Source organism: Proteus sp. MB838, assembly GCF_054767435.1.
Genome location: NZ_BAABMO010000009.1, coordinates 58,654 through 76,121, shown reverse-complemented (window position 1 = coordinate 76,121; position 17,468 = coordinate 58,654). Strand labels below are relative to the sequence as shown.

The 17,468-nt window shown below is 37.8% G+C and carries 23 protein-coding genes; 4 read left to right on the top strand and 19 right to left on the bottom strand.

The genetic code is table 11. From position 1 onward, the window contains the following. Positions 1 to 6 precede the first annotated feature (6 nt). Together ACYUCW_RS05980 and ACYUCW_RS05975 are read left to right on the top strand one after the other, a co-directional pair. Positions 7 to 624 (top strand): DMSO/selenate family reductase complex B subunit, encoded by a 618-nt coding sequence (locus ACYUCW_RS05980; protein WP_004243609.1) that lies wholly within the window; start codon positions 7 to 9, stop codon positions 622 to 624. Between the two features lie 3 nt (positions 625 to 627). After that, positions 628 to 1,404, top strand: coding sequence for a dimethyl sulfoxide reductase anchor subunit family protein (locus tag ACYUCW_RS05975; RefSeq protein ID WP_004243611.1), 777 nt, complete (start codon positions 628 to 630; stop codon positions 1,402 to 1,404). Positions 1,405 to 1,519: 115 nt separating this feature from the next. On the opposite strand, the gene ACYUCW_RS05970 is transcribed toward ACYUCW_RS05975, so the two are convergent. Continuing rightward, positions 1,520 to 2,062, bottom strand: a complete 543-nt coding sequence (locus ACYUCW_RS05970; RefSeq protein WP_004243612.1) for a DUF924 family protein — start codon at positions 2,060 to 2,062, stop codon at positions 1,520 to 1,522. Between the two features lie 568 nt (positions 2,063 to 2,630). Between ACYUCW_RS05970 and ACYUCW_RS05965 the strand changes: the two genes are divergently transcribed. Further along, on the top strand, positions 2,631 to 2,810 hold the full coding sequence (locus ACYUCW_RS05965) for a GhoT/OrtT family toxin (RefSeq protein WP_017628013.1): 180 nt from the start codon (positions 2,631 to 2,633) through the stop codon (positions 2,808 to 2,810). 192 nt (positions 2,811 to 3,002) lie between these two features. Here the strand turns inward: ACYUCW_RS05965 and ACYUCW_RS05960 are convergent, their stop codons facing one another. The 18 genes from ACYUCW_RS05960 to ACYUCW_RS05875 all read right to left on the bottom strand — a co-directional run bounded on the left by ACYUCW_RS05960 (position 3,003) and on the right by ACYUCW_RS05875 (position 16,485). Beyond that, positions 3,003 to 4,244: a hypothetical protein gene (locus ACYUCW_RS05960; protein WP_239506423.1), complete on the bottom strand. Its 1,242-nt coding sequence runs from the start codon at positions 4,242 to 4,244 to the stop codon at positions 3,003 to 3,005. 5 nt (positions 4,245 to 4,249) lie between these two features. Next, a complete protein-coding gene (locus tag ACYUCW_RS05955; protein ID WP_004243615.1) occupies positions 4,250 to 4,906 on the bottom strand; it encodes a DUF2612 domain-containing protein in 657 nt (218 codons plus the stop codon). After that, positions 4,903 to 6,090, bottom strand: a complete 1,188-nt coding sequence (locus ACYUCW_RS05950) for a baseplate J/gp47 family protein (RefSeq protein ID WP_036907817.1) — start codon at positions 6,088 to 6,090, stop codon at positions 4,903 to 4,905. The genes ACYUCW_RS05955 and ACYUCW_RS05950 overlap by 4 nt, the downstream gene beginning before the upstream one ends. Beyond that, positions 6,083 to 6,427: a hypothetical protein gene (locus tag ACYUCW_RS05945; protein WP_004243617.1), complete on the bottom strand. Its 345-nt coding sequence runs from the start codon at positions 6,425 to 6,427 to the stop codon at positions 6,083 to 6,085. The genes ACYUCW_RS05950 and ACYUCW_RS05945 overlap by 8 nt, the downstream gene beginning before the upstream one ends. Next, positions 6,424 to 7,116 carry a Gp138 family membrane-puncturing spike protein gene (locus ACYUCW_RS05940; RefSeq protein ID WP_460408275.1) on the bottom strand — a complete coding sequence of 231 codons (693 nt, stop codon included), beginning with the start codon at positions 7,114 to 7,116 and terminating at the stop codon, positions 6,424 to 6,426. Before ACYUCW_RS05940 ends, ACYUCW_RS05945 begins: the two co-directional genes overlap by 4 nt. Positions 7,117 to 7,118: 2 nt before the next feature. Then, positions 7,119 to 7,931, bottom strand: a complete 813-nt coding sequence (locus ACYUCW_RS05935; RefSeq protein ID WP_004243622.1) for a baseplate hub protein — start codon at positions 7,929 to 7,931, stop codon at positions 7,119 to 7,121. Further along, positions 7,900 to 8,220 carry a phage baseplate plug family protein gene (locus ACYUCW_RS05930; RefSeq protein WP_460408274.1) on the bottom strand — a complete coding sequence of 107 codons (321 nt, stop codon included), beginning with the start codon at positions 8,218 to 8,220 and terminating at the stop codon, positions 7,900 to 7,902. The genes ACYUCW_RS05935 and ACYUCW_RS05930 overlap by 32 nt, the downstream gene beginning before the upstream one ends. 12 nt (positions 8,221 to 8,232) lie before the next feature. Continuing rightward, positions 8,233 to 8,721, bottom strand: a complete 489-nt coding sequence (locus ACYUCW_RS05925; protein WP_004250719.1) for a phage baseplate protein — start codon at positions 8,719 to 8,721, stop codon at positions 8,233 to 8,235. Positions 8,722 to 8,723: 2 nt separating this feature from the next. Continuing rightward, complete coding sequence (locus ACYUCW_RS05920) at positions 8,724 to 10,115, bottom strand: hypothetical protein (protein WP_460408273.1); 1,392 nt, start codon at positions 10,113 to 10,115, stop codon at positions 8,724 to 8,726. Further along, positions 10,096 to 11,028, bottom strand: coding sequence for a hypothetical protein (locus ACYUCW_RS05915; RefSeq protein WP_460408272.1), 933 nt, complete (start codon positions 11,026 to 11,028; stop codon positions 10,096 to 10,098). Before ACYUCW_RS05915 ends, ACYUCW_RS05920 begins: the two co-directional genes overlap by 20 nt. Before the next feature lie 82 nt (positions 11,029 to 11,110). Beyond that, a complete protein-coding gene (locus tag ACYUCW_RS05910) occupies positions 11,111 to 11,569 on the bottom strand; it encodes a hypothetical protein (protein ID WP_004243627.1) in 459 nt (152 codons plus the stop codon). Positions 11,570 to 11,628: 59 nt separating this feature from the next. Then, the gene (locus tag ACYUCW_RS05905) at positions 11,629 to 12,081 is read right to left on the bottom strand and encodes a phage tail fiber protein (RefSeq protein WP_460408271.1); all 453 of its coding nucleotides are present in this window, start codon (positions 12,079 to 12,081) and stop codon (positions 11,629 to 11,631) included. A gap of 10 nt (positions 12,082 to 12,091) precedes the next feature. Beyond that, positions 12,092 to 13,579 (bottom strand): DUF3383 domain-containing protein, encoded by a 1,488-nt coding sequence (locus ACYUCW_RS05900; protein WP_004248362.1) that lies wholly within the window; start codon positions 13,577 to 13,579, stop codon positions 12,092 to 12,094. Between the two features lie 8 nt (positions 13,580 to 13,587). After that, positions 13,588 to 14,100 (bottom strand): phage gateway protein, encoded by a 513-nt coding sequence (locus ACYUCW_RS05895; RefSeq protein ID WP_074924010.1) that lies wholly within the window; start codon positions 14,098 to 14,100, stop codon positions 13,588 to 13,590. A 36-nt stretch (positions 14,101 to 14,136) separates the two neighbouring features. After that, complete coding sequence (locus ACYUCW_RS05890) at positions 14,137 to 14,586, bottom strand: lysis system i-spanin subunit Rz (RefSeq protein WP_036918597.1); 450 nt, start codon at positions 14,584 to 14,586, stop codon at positions 14,137 to 14,139. Continuing rightward, positions 14,583 to 14,987 carry a hypothetical protein gene (locus ACYUCW_RS05885; RefSeq protein ID WP_017628006.1) on the bottom strand — a complete coding sequence of 135 codons (405 nt, stop codon included), beginning with the start codon at positions 14,985 to 14,987 and terminating at the stop codon, positions 14,583 to 14,585. Before ACYUCW_RS05885 ends, ACYUCW_RS05890 begins: the two co-directional genes overlap by 4 nt. A 2-nt stretch (positions 14,988 to 14,989) precedes the next feature. Continuing rightward, positions 14,990 to 15,289 (bottom strand): phage holin, lambda family, encoded by a 300-nt coding sequence (locus tag ACYUCW_RS05880; RefSeq protein ID WP_004248367.1) that lies wholly within the window; start codon positions 15,287 to 15,289, stop codon positions 14,990 to 14,992. Between the two features lie 380 nt (positions 15,290 to 15,669). Continuing rightward, complete coding sequence (locus ACYUCW_RS05875) at positions 15,670 to 16,485, bottom strand: antitermination protein Q (protein WP_004248368.1); 816 nt, start codon at positions 16,483 to 16,485, stop codon at positions 15,670 to 15,672. Between the two features lie 245 nt (positions 16,486 to 16,730). Here ACYUCW_RS05875 and ACYUCW_RS05870 point away from each other — a divergent pair, with 245 nt between their 5' ends. Further along, on the top strand, positions 16,731 to 17,468 hold the full coding sequence (locus ACYUCW_RS05870) for a LexA family transcriptional regulator (RefSeq protein WP_004248370.1): 738 nt from the start codon (positions 16,731 to 16,733) through the stop codon (positions 17,466 to 17,468).

The window sequence follows — 17,468 nt, the reverse complement described above, 5'->3', positions numbered from 1 at the left end:
TAACTCATGAAGCAATATGGTTTTTATTTTGACTCCACTAAATGCACTGGCTGTAAAACCTGTCAAGTCAGTTGCAAGGACGAAAAAGATTTAGATTTAGGCCCTAAATTCCGTCGTGTTTATGAATATGGCGGTGGTAGCTGGGCAAAACAAGACGGTATCTGGACACAAAATATTTATAGTTATTATTTATCAATTTCTTGTAACCACTGCTCTAACCCTACTTGCGTGGCAGGTTGCCCTACTGGCGCGATGCATAAACGTGAAGAAGACGGTTTAGTGGTTGTTAATCAAGATGTTTGTGTTGGATGCCGTTATTGTGAATTACGCTGCCCTTATGGCGCACCACAGTTTGATGAAAAGAAAAAATTGATGTCAAAATGTGATGGTTGCTATGAACGTGTCGCCCAAGGTATGAAACCGGTCTGTGTTGAATCTTGTCCACAACGTGCACTGGATTTTGATGATATTGAAGTGATCAGAGCGAAACATGGTACAGAGTGTGGTATCGCCCCAATGCCAGATCCAAGCTTAACTAACCCAAATATCGTGATAAAAGCACATAAAGATGCAAAACCTTCTGGTGATAAAACCGGCTCAGTTCAAAATGCGGCGGAGGTATAAACCATGCATGAACTTCCTCTTGTCTTTTTTACTGTTTTAGGCTCTAGCGCAGCAGGTCTGTTTCTGATCGCTTATATCAGTAAAAAGTTAGGTCAAATTGATGAACAACAACTGCGTAATGCCAATATTCTTGCTCTGATATTAATGCTTGTGGGCTTAGGTATTGGTGGATTACACGTAGGTCAGCCACTACGCTTTTTCAATATGTTATTAGGCGTAGGCCGTTCTCCAATGAGTAACGAAGCTTTTCTAAGTGGTGTATTTACTGGTTTTGCTTTTGCAACAGTGGCACTCACTATTATGAAAAAATGGCGGGGATTACGTGAAATTTGTAATCTATTTACCGTTATTTTTGGTTTAGCTTTTGTTTGGTCAATTCCGCAAGTTTACCATATTCCAACAATTGCTAACTGGAATACAGATTACACCACGTTACAGTTTTGGATGACGCTATTAATTGGCGGTGGAGTACTTGCAATGGTCAGTGGTGCAAGACGTTTAGGGGCATTGTCCTTTATTATCGGTGCCATAATTACCTTTGCCGCACGCTCCGGTTATGTCAGTTTCCTAAGCTTTAATGGCCCAGAATTAAGTGCTGAGCAATCACTGTTTTGGGGTTTCCAATTAGCAGTATTAGCATTAGGTATTGTGGTTGTCGGGTTTAGCGCATTAAAAGCGCAAACCTCAAAAGTGACCTTAGCAACTTGTGCCGCAGCGGTCGTAATTGCTGAATTATCCGGTCGCATTGCCTTTTATAACTTATGGCATATAACCATGTAATATGGGGTTTCTGTGCGATGACCCTTTATCATTATTGATTTATCATCATAAGCATAGTCATCGGCAAGAAACGAAAAACAAAATGCATATCTTTTTAGATATGCATTTTTTCTTTTTAGAATGAAGAGCCGGGTTGTTGTAAAAACGCTAACTCTTCTGGTGTGGAAGTACGCCCTAAAATTTCATTACGATGAGGATAACGACCATATTTATCGATAATCTCTTTATGGCGTAATTCATATTGATACGTGTCGTCATCATTTAATTGTGAAAACAACGCAATGGCATCTTGATGGATTTTTTGTGATTCTGAGTGCATAAATGGCATGATCAGAAATTTGCGTTTTACTGGTGTCAGGGTGAGATATTCGGGTAATCGAATGGCTTCTTGAGCAAGAATTAACGCCATATTATCTTGGGCGAAAGCCTTTGGTGTATCACGCCAAATATTACGTGAAAACTGGTCTAGAATAATAATTTCCCCTAACCGCCCTTCAATGCTCTCGCGCCAAGAGGCAAGCTCTGCGCGACTTGCGCTAATACATAGCTCACCAAATCTATCCTTAATTTCTTTATCAAAAGCGCTATCTTTTTGAAACCACTGTTTTGGGGTACATTCTTCAAACCAAAAGGTTAATACGGGTTGGTAAGGAACCATAGCGATAACCACCTTATATAAATTGATAAGAAATATTATCTCTAAAGTATACTGATTTTTAACCTATGAATAGTATGAAAAAGGTTACAGGGATCGAGCTTCTTTAAAAAAACAAAAAAATAAATCCTCTTTAAAGGCAACAAGAGGATTTTAATCACGTCCTAGTTAACACTTAGCTCCTTTAAGTGTTACCCATCCATGAGCAAGTTATACTCTAAACAATGTTGTTAATGATATATGTAACTTAGTAATCAATATAATAAGGATGTTGTTACTATAACCCCCTTTGGGATCGTTAATAGAATAGATAAAAGCCTAAAAGGGATAAAGCTTAAAAAATAGTGTTAGGGTATTAAAAAGACTTACAGTAGCAAAGGCTACGGCAAAACAAGAAAAGTTGTTATAAGCTTGTTGGATGTTACTTAAGTAAAATATGCGATCAATAATGAAATAAATGCTAAAAAAACACCAATTGCTAATGACATTTGTTGAAAATTTTTTCTTCTTAGTCTGTTTCTTTAACAAAATTAGCGTACAATTACTGCAATTTTTTTACTGAAGATCGACTATGTCTGTTATTGCAACTATTGGAATAGGCTACCTAATTGGGGCTGTACTCTCTTTTATTATCACCTTCTTTTTAACCAAAGATCCCAGTTTGGCTATGCGCCTACTGAGTGCTTTTCTTATCGCAATAACATGGCCATTGAGTTTCCCAATGGCCATTATATTTTCTATTTTTGGTTAGTTATTTAAATTTAAAAAATATTTATCTATAATGAGTGCATATGTTATTTAATTACCATCTAAAAAGATAATAATTTATCACTCATATATAATTACTTATAGATTAATATTAAAGCTTTATTAAATCACTAAGCTTTAATTTTTATTTTACTAATATAGAAATATATTAATATAAAAGAAATAATAAAATCGATTAACTAATAACACAAACTCTTACTATTCCCGTATTCCCTTTACCAAAAGCGCGATGTATTTTTTTACCATTATTAGATGTTTTGAATGCACACCAATTATTATCAGAGTGACCACACCACATTGGAATATCATCTATAGGAGGCATAGTAAATGAACTCCATTGATTACCACCAAGATCAACCCATACTATTTTACCTCGAATATCTTCATTTATATTAACACCCTCACCACTTAGCCAATTACCATTATATAGTTCTTTCCAACCTGTTACTTTTTGTTTCGAGTATCGACTATCACTTTCCGCTTTAGTATAGCTACTCCCAATAACTGCATAATTCCCTTTGGGTTGATAATTCCCCTTAGGCTGATATTTACCATCTGACTCTGATTTAGAATAACTATAACCTGTCGCTAAATAATTGCCTTTAGGTTGATATTTATTATCAGATTCCGTTTTCGTATAGGATGCACCCACTAATGCATAATTCCCTTTGGGTTGATAATTCCCTTTTGGCTGAAAAGCATCAGTAGCGGCTTTTTGGCTAATAACATGAGCCGTTGAGGTTCCGGTCGCTTGAGCAATATTACCTTTATCAAATTTTTTATTAAGCTCATTTTTTAAATTGGTATTGGTGGCATAATCTCCTGAAGCTTGATAATTGCCTTTAGGTTGATATTTCCCATCAGACTCCGCTTTGGTATAGCTATCGCCTTTATTCGCATAATTTCCCGCAGGAGCATAATTGCCTTTGGGTTGATATTTAGTATCAGATTCCGCTTTTGCATAGCTATAACCTTCCGCTTGATATTTGCCCACAGGCTGAAAACGCTTATCAGCCTCAGCTTTGTTATAAGCACCCACTTCATTCGCGGTGATATCAGCTTTTAGCTCAGCCCATGCATTACCGGCAATAGGCTCAATATTATTATTCTCAATTTTAGACTGCCATACCTTATTGTTATGATAAACCACACTACGAATAGCATAGGGTTTGCCCGCTTCTGACCATTTAGCAAAACCTTGTAATTGCATTTCACCAATAGACTCGGTGATATCGTGAAATAGGCTGTTCATTTTTTCACGTTCAATATCTTTTGCCGCCGGATCAGTGACTTGGTCACGCTCATAATCATAACCGTAACCTTGAGTATAAGATACTGAGCCATCTGTTTGGATCTCTACAGGCACAACTGTTTTATCCCCTTGCGTGGCAAAGGGGATTTTAAATATTTTAGTCATAGGATTTATTCTCCGAAATTACTCTTTAAGAAATTTTTACGATATGAACCATAACCAAATGCTTTTTTAGTTATGATGCGATATTTGACGCCTACGCCAGAAGGACGTGGCATTAAATCGAAGTTTTCTAATAATAAACGTAAGCGTTCATCTGGATTAAAATTAAAAACGTAATACATATACGTCATATCAAAGGGATCGAGTACAAATACTTTACTTTCACCCCGCCAGAAAAAACGTTTTAAAAATTGATTAATATTGGTGACCGTCGGACTTTGGGTGAGATTGAAATAACGCATTCTTATCAACATTCTTTTTTGATCTAACGTCAGTGATAAGGTGTAATCGGTATTGCGTCGAAAATTTGCGTTAAAATTAGCTTTCTTTTTACCAAAGCCAAAACCTATTTTTGTTTTCTCACTTGGGGAAATATCAATGCCTAAAGGCACATCTAAAATACGCGCCCAGACTGCTAACCCAAAGTCGTTGGCGGTATCAATATTAAATATATCGCGATACCAATTTTGCCAAAATAACACGGTGGATTGGTGAAAATAGTCTGCCTTAAAATGAGCCAGTGATTTTAATTTATCGGCATTTTCATATTGCCAAAGTATCGCTTGTAAAAGATCGGAATGATAATCAAACTGTTGAATATTCATACCATCACCACTTGTATCGCCCCTTTAGGTAAGCGGGCAATTTGATTAATGGCAATGGGAATTAATGCTACATGCCAATTTTTTCCATCTGTTGATAACTCAACTTTTGTGACAAATAAATGTGGCTCCACAGCATTGACGGCAGCGGAAATCTCAAAAGGAGAGACATCTCGCCCTACCACCAGCCCATTATCCCCCTCTATCTCTCCATGACTCCATTTTTCTAGTGCATCAGGAATAATGGTTTGTGCATCAAAAGAGGATTTTTTAACGGTAACTTTGCAAAAAATCGTCACTTCTTTTGGTCGTGAAAATTTAATCGGATATTCTTGACCACTTGCTGGCTCTAAGAGATTTATTTCAATATCACCATTAAACGCCGCACCTATTGTTTTCGTTCTTAATAAAACATTGGCAATTTCATGGCTGTCTCCCCCTTCAACACAGACATAAATGCTATGTGGCAATAAGGAAATACCATCGATAGTTAATGTTTTATCAGTGAAATTTTCTCGAAAAGAGAGAGAGTTAACCCCGGCTAATTCATAGAGGGACGATGTAATAGCTTGGGCAACACTGATGGTATTTTTAGCGAGAGTCTGTTTACGCCGACGCCTGGCTTTAATATCAGATTCTGCATAACGGCCAATAATAGCGTGCGTGGTATTATTGACTTTTTCCCAGCCTAATACCGAACTTGCCACTTTATTTAATTGCCCAATACCACAAGTGATAGGCCCGTACTCTTTAGCGCGCATATCCCCAGTTATTTTTCCAGTGTCTGCGATAATAAGAGAGGTTAATGTTTCAAATACTGCGCCATTTATCGTTAGAGCTTGTGAACCTTTAGGGATAATGGTGCCGGGCACCCCCATAAATTCCACATCACTTAAATAGGAGTGTGTGGCATTAATACGCTCTCCTCCCATTAACGCCCATATTGCATCAAGAAAAATCCCCCCAGCAATATCGGGATTAATTTGATTAGCAAGTTCGGCATTATTACGCACAATGGCATCGCGATTTTCAATTTCCATTGTTGCCAAAACCCCTTGGGGCGTTTCTGGCGATAAATTGATTGATTGCCCAAAGACAGTGCGAAATTCGTCTTCTACCTCCTTTCGTAGCGCTGCCGTATCAGGAACAATAACGCCTTTATTATTAATATATCGATAATCAGCCATGTAATGTAAATCCTCCATATATCGTGCGTATATCCGCCTGATATTTCAGTACGCCATTATCTAAAAAGGCATTAAAATGGCTGATAGCCACAACTTCCTCGATTTCAGCCAGACGTTGTCGAAAAGCCATTTCAAATAAAGGAATATCAACTTGACGGCTAAATGTTGCTGACCAATAAGGAATACCTTTATCTTTTTTATGCAACATCTCACCACGAACCGCTTTAATAAAATGCTGACAAAGGTTTTTTACTGCTTCATCGTTATCACAAATTTGCAGATCACCTTTAGCATCAATCACCAGATCATTATGCTGGTTTATAGCAAATGTCCTCATATTGGACTCCCTGTGTTATCTTTGCCTGCTTGTACGCCACTATGGCGATGGGTTGAACCGATATCTTTCCCGTTGTGACGCATCACGCCCCCTTGAGAATCACTATTTCCATTTACCGCATAATTACCATTTACTGTGACATTGCCGGTAAATATCGTTTCTCGGGCATTGATTTCATACTTGGGGGTTTCCAGTACAACTTTATCGTTATGAAGAGAAAAGCAGACAGAACCATCCATTGACTGAATAACCAAAGCATCAATATTTTTTCCGTCGATCACCCAACCTTTTAAGGTGCCAGGAAAAAACATCGCATCACTAAAGGTATGTAATCGGGTGGTATTAGGTCTATCCTCTAGACCACCGCGTTGAAAAATAAGGCTAATATCACGATCATTAGCTTTTAACCAACCAAAATCTCCCGCTTTAATCGGTGCTCTAATAAAAAAACCTCCGCCACCAAAGCGAAATACGGGAATATTTGCAACGGGTGCTCGTGAAATAGTTTGATTATCCGTGGTTAACATCATCACCAGTGGTTTGATCACGGCTCGATTGCTTTTTTCATCATAATCAATGACTGTTGCGGGCAACATATCATCCGTATTCATCATCAAATGGCGAAATGCGGACGAGAAAGCCCCTGCCAGTGAACCAACACTCGCAATATCGTTATTGGGTTTACTCATAATTAAGCTCGTTTACAAATTGCGGTATAGTTGAAATCAGCCTCATGTGAGGCAACACTAAACGCCAATTGCTCAATGATATAATCACCATTTAATGAAGGGTTTAATTTACTCTCAAGGCGAAGCATTCCACCAAGCTCCGAGGTGCTATCAATCAAGTAACTTACGGTTAACCCACTTTCTGTCGCTTTGGGAATGCCAATCATGCCTGAATTCATATTTAAAATACGCAAACGGCTTTTTAGTGCTTTGTCGTCATCTTTTACAAATAACGTATCATCATCAATAAAGGCTTTAACGTCCCCAGCTTCCTGTAAACGTTCTATTTGATGCAATGCTGAGCCGCAATAATACCAATTAGCAATATTCTTATCGGTAGCTTGAAAATCTAATTTCACCCCACAATCATCAGCAATAGCCAAGGCTATTTCACTCAGCCTGCGCATTGTGCCGCCACTGGAAGAAATAATTTTTCCCGCGCTTTGATGACTGGTTTTTGCCGATAAAGTTAACGTCACATCAGGAGGTGAATCTATTTCAGCACTGACAATATCGCCAATAAACAAAGAGAGTAATCCGGTATTAACTCGGCCGACCTCCAAATAGAGTCGTCGCGTTTGCTTATTGTTATTATAGGGACTGGTTTCTGTCAGCAGATAATCTCTTGTTTGTGCATTTAGCCCTGAGATAGTGACATTACATTCATTTTGTAATGGATTGGCATACTTTGTTCCACTGGCTGAAATACGTAATCCTTCATACCATTGAAGCCGTTCTCCGACTTCAATTCCGAGCCTTATTCGTCGAAGGTCCATCTTCCTCACTCCAATACACTAATGATTGCGTCTTGGTAAATTCCTCATACCAAGGTAATGCATCATACTCTGTTAAAAACATTAAATTAATTCCCTGATTTAAATAGCGATAAGGAATTATCGGTGTATTAGCAACAAGGCGCATTCCTGTAATAAGTATTTCGCCTTCTCGCTCGATATCACAAAACATGGTTTGATTAGCCACTTTAAGCGTTAATTGCCAATTCACACCGGCTATTGCTACAGAAAATCGTTGATTAGGAATGGCTTGTAATGGTATTTCTTGCATTTTTTCTACCTCCTAGCCCTGTTTTTTTCCTATTGGCATGGATTTTTTACTTTTCACATTTCCTCGATTAATCGTTGAGGATTGCTTAGGTTTTTTAGTCGATTTAGCTGATTTTTTATTGTATTCAGGCTCAATGCTTTTCCATTCAATAAACTTCAGTTTTAACTCAATAGCGTCTACTTTTGACGGATCTTCATCATGGCTAAGACTTTCTAATAGCATTGGTTGATAGGTACTAACACGAGTTTGAATACCCACTAACGTATTTTCGTCATATAACTGTTTTATAGTGGCATAAGCATTGGCAATATCGCCCGTTAACAATAAGCTGATACTGATACTGATGGGGTTGATCACCACATGGTCACTGCGGCTTTCCCCATTTTCTACCGTAAATGTAATCGCTTGGTGGCTATCGTCTATGGTGACTTGAGTTGGGTTAACACTATCAAACAATGTGGTAAAAGAGGCTAAATCAAAAATTCTAACTTCCGTTATCATAATTACACCCTCCAGCCACTAGAGTGATTCTGCGATATATTTTTAGCTTCTTGCTCTGTATAAGATTTCTTGATTTCTTTAACCACCTCCGCACCATTTGTGGCTTGAGTTTCAATTTTGATTTCACCAATTTGCACATTACTTTCGTTTTTAATGCTTGATTGATTACTGATCATTTGACTGGTCATCGGGTTTAAACTGTTATTTGACGATATTGCTAATCCGTTATTTAACGATTTAACCTCCTGCATAGGACTATAATATCGTGTCGCTGTTTGAGATTGTGGCAAGATATAGTCAAGCTCCCCCTCATTTGTTAATCGCCGCTCTACCTTTTGCACCACACGAATTTCTTTTTCTTCGTCGTCCATACCGAAAAAGCTTTTGGCTGATTGCCATATATCTTGTATTAGGTTGATTTTTTCATCGACAAAATCCAATATCTTTTCAACACAGCTCCACATCCATTCAAATAGGCTCACCACTGAATCAGAAACAAAAATAAAGATATCAATAATGGATTGCCCCCAAGCAATAAGATTATTAATCCCTATTTCTAGAGTCTGTATAAATTGGTTAAATGAGTTAGATATTAGATCCCATGCAGCAATAACAAAATCAGCAACAACAGTGACAGCCTCTTTTAAATATTCAAAGAATGATTGCCATGCCTGCCATATCGTCATGATCACACTTTTTAATACTGGGTATTTTTCTAATATACGGCCGATCATGGAATCGTTACCGTTAATAAAATTCATAATATCGTCATAGACGAGTTTAAAGGCGACACCTAATAAACCAATCACCGTTGCAATAGCAATAATAGGTAATGCCATGGCAAGTGTCGATGTGGCAGCAGAGATCATGACGGGTAAATAATAAATAGCAACAGCGGCGCCGATGGCGGAGAAAAAGCTAATCACAATATCTTTATTTTTCACACAAAAATCGACTAATTTATCAAACCATTCCATACCTTTTGCTAGCGTAGGAATAATCATATCTAAAAAGTTATTTTTGAATTGTGCCGCTAATTGACTAAATTTATGTATTGTGGCATTGAGTTGGATCGCACTTTCAATACTGTCGTCGTTGATACCTGAGAATTGTTTTTGTACCCCCATCGTACGCTCTAGCTCTTGACGACCTTTCATCATTAATTCGATGGTTTTATCATCAACAACACCTAATTTTTCCAGCTCTTTTTGGGCATCATCAAAACTCATATTTTTAACGTTATCAGCGACCTGTAAAAGCTGCTCTATGGGATCTTGCGTATCATCAAACGCAGTTGCCATAGCGGCTAAATCCGCTTGAGCAGCTTCTTTCGTGCCACCAATTGCAGCCATCGCCCCTGAAAAAGCGTCAATATCAATCGCCGCAACACCCATTTTTTTTACTGAGTTTATCTAATGATTCGATTTCTTGAGAACGTTCAAGTGACGCAGAAAATACCTTTTGTAACGTCCCCATAATATCCGTTGCACCTATGGCGTTTAGGATAAAATCTTTCATTTTATCGACGGTTTGCTGATAACTTTTCCCGGTTTCATCAACACTACTGCTTAATCGACGTTGAGCTTGAGCTTCTTCTATTGCCGCTTTAATACCTTGGGTTTGCATGGTGCTGATAAATTGATCGTAATCGGCACCTAGATTTTTAATCACCTCATCAATAACTAATTTATTTTCTTTATTTTTCTTTTCTGTCTCAGTTAATAAAGTTAATTCATTATTTAATGAAGCAAGCTGATCTTCCATTGCCTGATATTCAGCATTTAAATTCGCAAGATGACTTGCATCACTATCCACATCATTGCTAAGCAAATTTCTCGTGTAATTTAATACTGACATCGCATCTTTTAGAGCGTCAATGCTTGACGTAATTGAATGGATCTTCTCTTGTGTTTCACCACTATTTATTTCAATATTTATGGGCTCATCAAGCGATAAACTCGTCAGCCCCGTTAAGATATTTTGCAAAAAAGTATCAAATTCTTGAGTACTACTAAGTGCCGTTTTAACGATTTTTTGTATCGAATTTTCAACAGTTTCAGAGGCTTGAATAATTTCTTGGTTGTCCACCGAAAGGTTTATTTCAGGCTCCAGTGATAATTCGTTAAAACTGGTGGCTATTTCTTGAACAAAGGCAAAAAAGCGATTAATACCTGCTGATGCGCCCTGCTCTATTTTCTTCATTTCCTCAAGAATTTCGTTGGTCGATTTCCTGATATTATTTAATGCGTTATCAGATACCTCCGCGTCTAACGTCAGTACCTGACTAAATACGGGTAATAGCGACATTATCTCTCCTTGGACGCCGCTAGCGCCTCGTTATAACGATTGGTAATCGCAATTTCCCACAGATCAAAAGCTTCCTCTAAATCTATGGTTGTTTTGAGTTCTGTGAAAGAGGCGAAGCCGGCTGAGATGATGACGGCAAAGAAGCCATCAGCGTTTTTATAATCGACGGGAGAGAACCGCTGAGCTTGCCTAATAGGTATTGAAGGAAATTTTGGCTCCCGCCGTTGCCGAAAAAACTGGTGTTGTACTTTAACATTTCTAATTCAAGACGAATTAACGCTTCCCCATCAGGGACGTGATTATCAATTAATGTACTGGTTTTTAAATAAATTTCTTGGCCTTCTTTTTCTACAGCAACATACGCCATCATCTTTAACATGGCCTCTTTACTGACTTCATAATCACCGATTTTAGGGGCATTTGATAATGGGTATTTAGCCAAGATCTCTCGTCCAATTGTGGCGGGTAACCGGCTAATAATAAAGGTATGCTGTTGACGATCACTATCAATCACCGTGATCTCTTTTGGTTTAATCAACATATAAAAACTCCATAAAAAAAGGCGACCGAAGTCGCCATGATAAAAAGTAAGATTAATAATTAACGCGCTCTAACACAGTCAAAATCTTGGAAAATAAAAGTGTACTGCTTAGATTTAAGGCGTCCTACCCCTGCGACTGAATTACCTCGGCAACCGCCAGTAATACGTCCATTACGTGCCGTGGTAATAGAGCCATCTCCATAAGAAGCGACTAAAGTAATCACATCACTGGCAGGACGTCGTCCCCGTCTTGCCGTATTAGCATCAAACAAAATAGCTAGATTTTCGTCTTCTTCACTTCCCGCTAACACATTAATGGTGACCGTTTGAGGTGTTGGTGAAGACCAACTGACCAAATTACCATTAATATCTACCGCTGTTTGTGTAATATTAACTGTCGGTAAATCTAAAGGATCACCTTCATCAGAAAAGGTGGTGATCGGAATACCCGCTGGAAATGTTTTACTTGCTTGAATAATAAGGCTTAAGCCTGTTGCTGAAATATCGTTCATTGTTTATTCCTTAAACTAAATTATGTGAGCCTTCAACTTTACGAACCCAATCGCCTTTACCGTAAATCAATACATATTTCATGGTGTATTCCGGTAAATTCCCTGGCCCTGTTTGTTCAACGATTTCAGCGTTGTACCAATAACCTTTGTTTTGTACATCGTGCCACGCTAAATCATCACCTGCCGCATCTGTAATTGCGATTTTTTGTACTTCTGTTAATGCCTTACCCGTTTGAATAGTGCCGTTATTTAATGCCTTTGTTACTGCCCCAGCAATGATCATCATCGCTCTTGCTTCACCATCTTTATTCGCAGGAATACCGCGTGTTGACAGTAGTAAACTAAGCCACTGCTGTGCAATATACGCTTTTAGCCATTGCTCATTGGCATGTACGCTCATATCTACTGGATTAGCACCATTACCACATAAAAAGCCACGTTGATAGAAGCTGATCTCAGAGCCAGATACCGCCGTTTCACCATAATAGTTCACGCGCAATTTATCTAAGCGATCGGCCGCCATATCTGTGGTAACTTGCGATGGGAATGTAATACCAAATTGTCGATACATGTAATTGGTGGTGGCATTAGTACGCTCAAAATCTGTTGCTGCCATAATCGCCATAGGCAACGCTTGCACAAAAAAGTTTTCCTCGGTTTTTAAATTCAACCCTGTCGATGCGGTATTCATTAATGCCTTGCTGTACATTTCAGCTTGTTGATCTGGCACCGATAAATAAAGTTGGTATTTGACATTTTCACCTGCTACGTATTCAGCCAGTTCCACACTTTGCTCAATAGATAGTTCGGTTAAAAATGTTGCACTACCAAATGAGTCAGAAATAGCTTCTGCAGCCATAAATGCTTCAAGGGCAGTCTGTGATGCATTACCCTCAGAAGTTTGTCCCTGACTTAACCCTAAGGCATCAGCAAGAGGTGAGTTGTTGACGCTAATCTGCGCTTTTTCTTGCACACCGCCGCTGATTAAGAAAGCACTATCCATAGCATTAAAAGTCACATAACAACTGGCAAATTGTGGCTCACTTTCAGCATTGAGTTTTGCTTGAATTAAAGATGCAATATCACTATAGGACGTCACGTCTTGAAGAGAGAGCTTGCTGATTTTTTTGGTCACATCGCCAATCACCAGCGTTAACTCACCCTCTTCAATCAGCTTTAATTTATCCAGTGTGGCAACCGGCCCACCAAAGAGTGTTGGCGCTCGTCCCATTGGCTCATAAGAGGCAATCTGTAGCTCTTTAGGCTTGCTGACGGGAGCCGGACTCACATAACTAAAATATTGGCGGGCAAATTGCGCTTCTGGAGAATCAGCTCCCAAAAACGCATCAACTTGACCAGAAGTAAATTCGAGTACTTTCCCTGCTGGAATTTTAGGGTTTGTTGAAAAAATACGTGCGGTCAGTTTACGCATTGGTGCAGTAGAGGCACCAATCACCGCACTCGCAATATCAACATAGCGTGTTTGTTTAATAGACATATTTATCCTTAAATACGAGATAGATTAGATATAAGTAAATGTGTAGCTGCAGTGTTTAGAGATAACGAGCTGGGAAAAGTGACATTAAAATCAAATGAAGGATTATGTTCATAGCTATTTCCTTCATTAATTATTGGCGCACGCCTAATTTCTGTCGCACGTTGTATTCCTATTCCTTTTTTTCTCATTGATTCAATAAAAGGCAGCGAATGAATGATCATTCGCGTTGTTCTAATTAAATCACCTGCAGTAAAATCAGATTGTTTTTTAGTAAAGCTCTGAACTTGATAAGTTAACTCAACAAGTTGTTGTTCAGTGTGATTGGCATTATTACCTTGAACATCATAACTTCTTTTCTGCCAACCTTGGCTCACCTCCTTAATAGGAAAAAACATAATAATATTATTATCAGTGATTCCTTCCGGTTGATATCCTGTAATAACTTCAGCATTGATATCTGTTTTTATTAATTGTTTTATTAATTGCTCTCGAATAGCTTTATTAATATCATTATCATTCATTTCATCTCCTTTATTTTACACTCCTTTTTAATCACTTTAATTAATACACTCTTGGCGAATATAACCTTGTAGACCTAAGATGATGGACTCTGACTGAGCAATTCTTTCTCTGAGTATCCAATAATTTCGGATAGCGGCGTCAGTAGGTCTGGCGCGGGTTGCATCATCCACGCGGGGGGTGGAATTGGCGTCGTTTGTTGCACAACTGGCTCTGATGTACACCCGCTCAGGATCACGCTCAGCATAACTACGCAACCGGTTAATTTCGCTCTTGGCACTGGCTAACTCCTGTAAACGTTGAGTATCCATTTGATATAATTGCTTTATTCTTAATTGATAGTTTTTGTTTTCTACAATCTGTTGCGTCAGTGTTTCATTAATTTTCACATATTTTTGTTTTAATATTTTATTTCTATCAATAACCCAAAAAAGTCCAGCAATTAAACATAACATAATGATTATTATGATTTTTGTAAGATAGTTCATAATAACAACCAAGCATCTTCAAATACTTTTTTGGCATAGGGTTGATAACCCAGTTCAATATTAATAATGGCTATAGATAAAGATATACAAACTTTTTTTATTTGGGTATCAATAGGTTTATTACTTTCAATCCCTATTTCTTTTGATACGCGCTCAATATAACCTAATGTATTATTCTCATTAGGTGGTGCATAGCGATAAATAATAGATTTAATTGTATTTAAACCATATTTATTTTGATAGGTTTGAATTAATTTATAAATTGCTCTGATGCCATATTCTGGTGAAATAAATTGACAAAAATCTTTATCTGTTTGCGTGCTTGCTAATCCTTGCCATTTTGCACCATGGCGTATATTACCTGGGTTATTATTACGTTCACCCCGCGCTATTTTAGCCATTTTTAACTCCTATTTTTCCTGATAAGAAGTTTGCTTACAGGTTCAATGCCTACATAACCAATAAAGACACTGGCTAAGTAAGCAAATTGATGATTAATACTAAATAAAAGGAGAATATCTTTGATAAACCAAGCAAACATTGCACACATCAGTCCATCTAAAAAAGTTTTTTTCCATCCTCCTGCGTTATATAAACTTCGAAGAATAGCCATTCCCCCAGCGAGTAAGGCTGATATACCTTGCTCTTTCATTGAATAAAGAACAATGCATATTTGTTCCCATAGATCTGGATTTTCTTTCATTATTTCTTATGGCTTACCTCCAATCAGAGGAAATGTCATTAATAATATATTCATTCTTCATATCTAATTTTAATCACAAGGCTAATATGAATATATTGACGGTTTTATTTATCTAATAAATTAGATAAAAGCGTAGTATAAAAAATGCCATAACATAAACCTATTGGCAGTGAGATCGATTAACTCGCCAAGCTTATATAATGGTCAGTGTGATAGTGATAAATATTGAAAACAAAAAAGCCCCACTTCAAAAGTGAGGCCTCTTAGATTTTGCTGAGAGCTTGTTAGATACAAATCTCTCACTGTGGAGTTATAGTATGCTTATTTTTCCTTTAAGTCAACAATATTTTTTCATAAAAATAAATAAAAATAGAAAATTATTATTTTACAGTAACTTCTTGTAGAAATTTATCTGATAAAGACTCTTCTTTAAAGCATTCCGCCACTAAAAAATCAAATAGCGGTTTATAATGACTATAAGCAGCCGTTTTTGAAATACTCACCACATGTTGCAATTGTTGTAAGACTTCGCTGAATTTAAGGCGAGGATAACCGCGTCCAGCACATTGGCGACAAGGTTTAAATACGGCAACTCCTTGTAATTCAGTCTGTTTTTTATCAACAATTTTTCCACGTCCATGGCAACGGCATGCTAAACGAATTTCCGCTTTACCTTTGCATGTAGGGCAAATAACGCGTGTTACTTCCCTTACCTCTCGAAAAGAAGGTTTATTTGATGAGGTTGTTTTTAGATGAGGTTTGGCATTTTGAGTAACCTGCTGGGTTGTTTTTCGACCATGGCATTTGGTGGTAAAAACTTCAACTTCGATAAAGCCATCATCACAATCAGGACATGCTCTCTTGCTGGCTGCACTTCTGGCATAATCCTGAAAAGCATATTCAGCGATAATATGTAAAACTTTAGCTTTATCATGTTCAGCTAACTTATCAATCATCTTATATTGGTTAACTTGAGTTAATGCACATTGATACAGGCTTTCTATCGCTTCTTCGGGACGGTTAATGTGGTGTTTCGCTAAAAATAGCTCTATTCCCATTCGCCCTTTACGTGTCGCTAAGCTTATTGAAGCCATTACATCCGTAATGGATAATGAATCAACAGCTTTAGGCGTCCTAACATCACTTAATACAACACTTTTTGGAGAAAAATACTTAGGTAAGTCAGCTAATCTCATACAATATTCCCTTTGATTTACTGTCACGATTTATTTGCTTATCCATATCCCACAACAAGTTAGGGGCACTTACATGCCTGCTTAAATCACCATTAGCGTATTGATGCACTCAATGCTATTTTATACTCAACCTATCCGTTATGGTTAATTTAGTTAACAAATCATGTTTAACATACTTTTATTAACTGTTAGTTAATGCTAGTATGTAACTAAAGTCACGTCAAGATAGAAAAGGAAATTAACTGGTGGTTAAAAATGACTATAAGTTAGCATTCACAAAAAGACTACAAGAAGCCTGCCTAGACTCTGGGATTGCGGGTAGAGGGTTAGGTAAAAGAATTACAGAGGCATTGGCTAAACAAGGAATAAAAGTCAGTGCGCCCGCTGTCTGGAAATGGTTAAATGGTGAATCCGTTCCTGACTCAACGAATATTTTAGCCTTAAGTCAGTGGCTAGATGTTCGAGCCGAATGGTTAGAATATGGCAGAGGTGCCAAGAAAAATGATGGCATTTCAGTTAATGAAATAATGCCTGTTAATGATTGGGATAATAGTACTCCTATAGAGCGAGATGAAGTGGAGATCCCATTTTATTCAACAATTGAATTGGCCGCAGGTTTTGGCAGTTGTACCACTGATAATCAAAAGGTGGAATTATTGAGATTCTCTCGTTCTACATTTAATCAATATGGTGTACAGCCAAGTGATGCTGTTGCTTTTAAAGTGCATGGCGACAGTATGTCACCGGTTATTCCTGACAGCTCCATTGTAACCATCAGTACAGGGCATACTAAAATTATTGATGGTGGTATTTACGCTATTCAGCAAGGTGACTTGTTAAGAGTTAAAATCTTGCACCGCCTACCCAATAATAAAATCATTATTCGTAGCTATAATACGATTGATTATCCTGATGAAGAATCAACCTTAGAAGAAGTAAAAATCTTAGGGCGTGTTTTTAATTGGTCGGTGATGGGCTGGTGA

What these genes read in the sequence shown, in the direction of transcription:
- ACYUCW_RS05980 (WP_004243609.1), top strand. Translation starts at nt 7, where the DNA reads ATGAAGCAATATGGTTTTTATTTTGACTCCACTAAATGCACTGGCTGT.
- ACYUCW_RS05975 (WP_004243611.1), top strand. Translation starts at nt 628, where the DNA reads ATGCATGAACTTCCTCTTGTCTTTTTTACTGTTTTAGGCTCTAGCGCA.
- ACYUCW_RS05970 (WP_004243612.1), bottom strand. Translation starts at nt 2,062, where the DNA reads ATGGTTCCTTACCAACCCGTATTAACCTTTTGGTTTGAAGAATGTACC.
- ACYUCW_RS05965 (WP_017628013.1), top strand. Translation starts at nt 2,631, where the DNA reads ATGTCTGTTATTGCAACTATTGGAATAGGCTACCTAATTGGGGCTGTA.
- ACYUCW_RS05960 (WP_239506423.1), bottom strand. Translation starts at nt 4,244, where the DNA reads ATGACTAAAATATTTAAAATCCCCTTTGCCACGCAAGGGGATAAAACA.
- ACYUCW_RS05955 (WP_004243615.1), bottom strand. Translation starts at nt 4,906, where the DNA reads ATGAATATTCAACAGTTTGATTATCATTCCGATCTTTTACAAGCGATA.
- ACYUCW_RS05950 (WP_036907817.1), bottom strand. Translation starts at nt 6,090, where the DNA reads ATGGCTGATTATCGATATATTAATAATAAAGGCGTTATTGTTCCTGAT.
- ACYUCW_RS05945 (WP_004243617.1), bottom strand. Translation starts at nt 6,427, where the DNA reads ATGAGGACATTTGCTATAAACCAGCATAATGATCTGGTGATTGATGCT.
- ACYUCW_RS05940 (WP_460408275.1), bottom strand. Translation starts at nt 7,116, where the DNA reads ATGAGTAAACCCAATAACGATATTGCGAGTGTTGGTTCACTGGCAGGG.
- ACYUCW_RS05935 (WP_004243622.1), bottom strand. Translation starts at nt 7,931, where the DNA reads ATGGACCTTCGACGAATAAGGCTCGGAATTGAAGTCGGAGAACGGCTT.
- ACYUCW_RS05930 (WP_460408274.1), bottom strand. Translation starts at nt 8,220, where the DNA reads ATGCAAGAAATACCATTACAAGCCATTCCTAATCAACGATTTTCTGTA.
- ACYUCW_RS05925 (WP_004250719.1), bottom strand. Translation starts at nt 8,721, where the DNA reads ATGATAACGGAAGTTAGAATTTTTGATTTAGCCTCTTTTACCACATTG.
- ACYUCW_RS05920 (WP_460408273.1), bottom strand. Translation starts at nt 10,115, where the DNA reads ATGGGTGTTGCGGCGATTGATATTGACGCTTTTTCAGGGGCGATGGCT.
- ACYUCW_RS05915 (WP_460408272.1), bottom strand. Translation starts at nt 11,028, where the DNA reads ATGTCGCTATTACCCGTATTTAGTCAGGTACTGACGTTAGACGCGGAG.
- ACYUCW_RS05910 (WP_004243627.1), bottom strand. Translation starts at nt 11,569, where the DNA reads ATGTTGATTAAACCAAAAGAGATCACGGTGATTGATAGTGATCGTCAA.
- ACYUCW_RS05905 (WP_460408271.1), bottom strand. Translation starts at nt 12,081, where the DNA reads ATGAACGATATTTCAGCAACAGGCTTAAGCCTTATTATTCAAGCAAGT.
- ACYUCW_RS05900 (WP_004248362.1), bottom strand. Translation starts at nt 13,579, where the DNA reads ATGTCTATTAAACAAACACGCTATGTTGATATTGCGAGTGCGGTGATT.
- ACYUCW_RS05895 (WP_074924010.1), bottom strand. Translation starts at nt 14,100, where the DNA reads ATGAATGATAATGATATTAATAAAGCTATTCGAGAGCAATTAATAAAA.
- ACYUCW_RS05890 (WP_036918597.1), bottom strand. Translation starts at nt 14,586, where the DNA reads ATGAACTATCTTACAAAAATCATAATAATCATTATGTTATGTTTAATT.
- ACYUCW_RS05885 (WP_017628006.1), bottom strand. Translation starts at nt 14,987, where the DNA reads ATGGCTAAAATAGCGCGGGGTGAACGTAATAATAACCCAGGTAATATA.
- ACYUCW_RS05880 (WP_004248367.1), bottom strand. Translation starts at nt 15,289, where the DNA reads ATGAAAGAAAATCCAGATCTATGGGAACAAATATGCATTGTTCTTTAT.
- ACYUCW_RS05875 (WP_004248368.1), bottom strand. Translation starts at nt 16,485, where the DNA reads ATGAGATTAGCTGACTTACCTAAGTATTTTTCTCCAAAAAGTGTTGTA.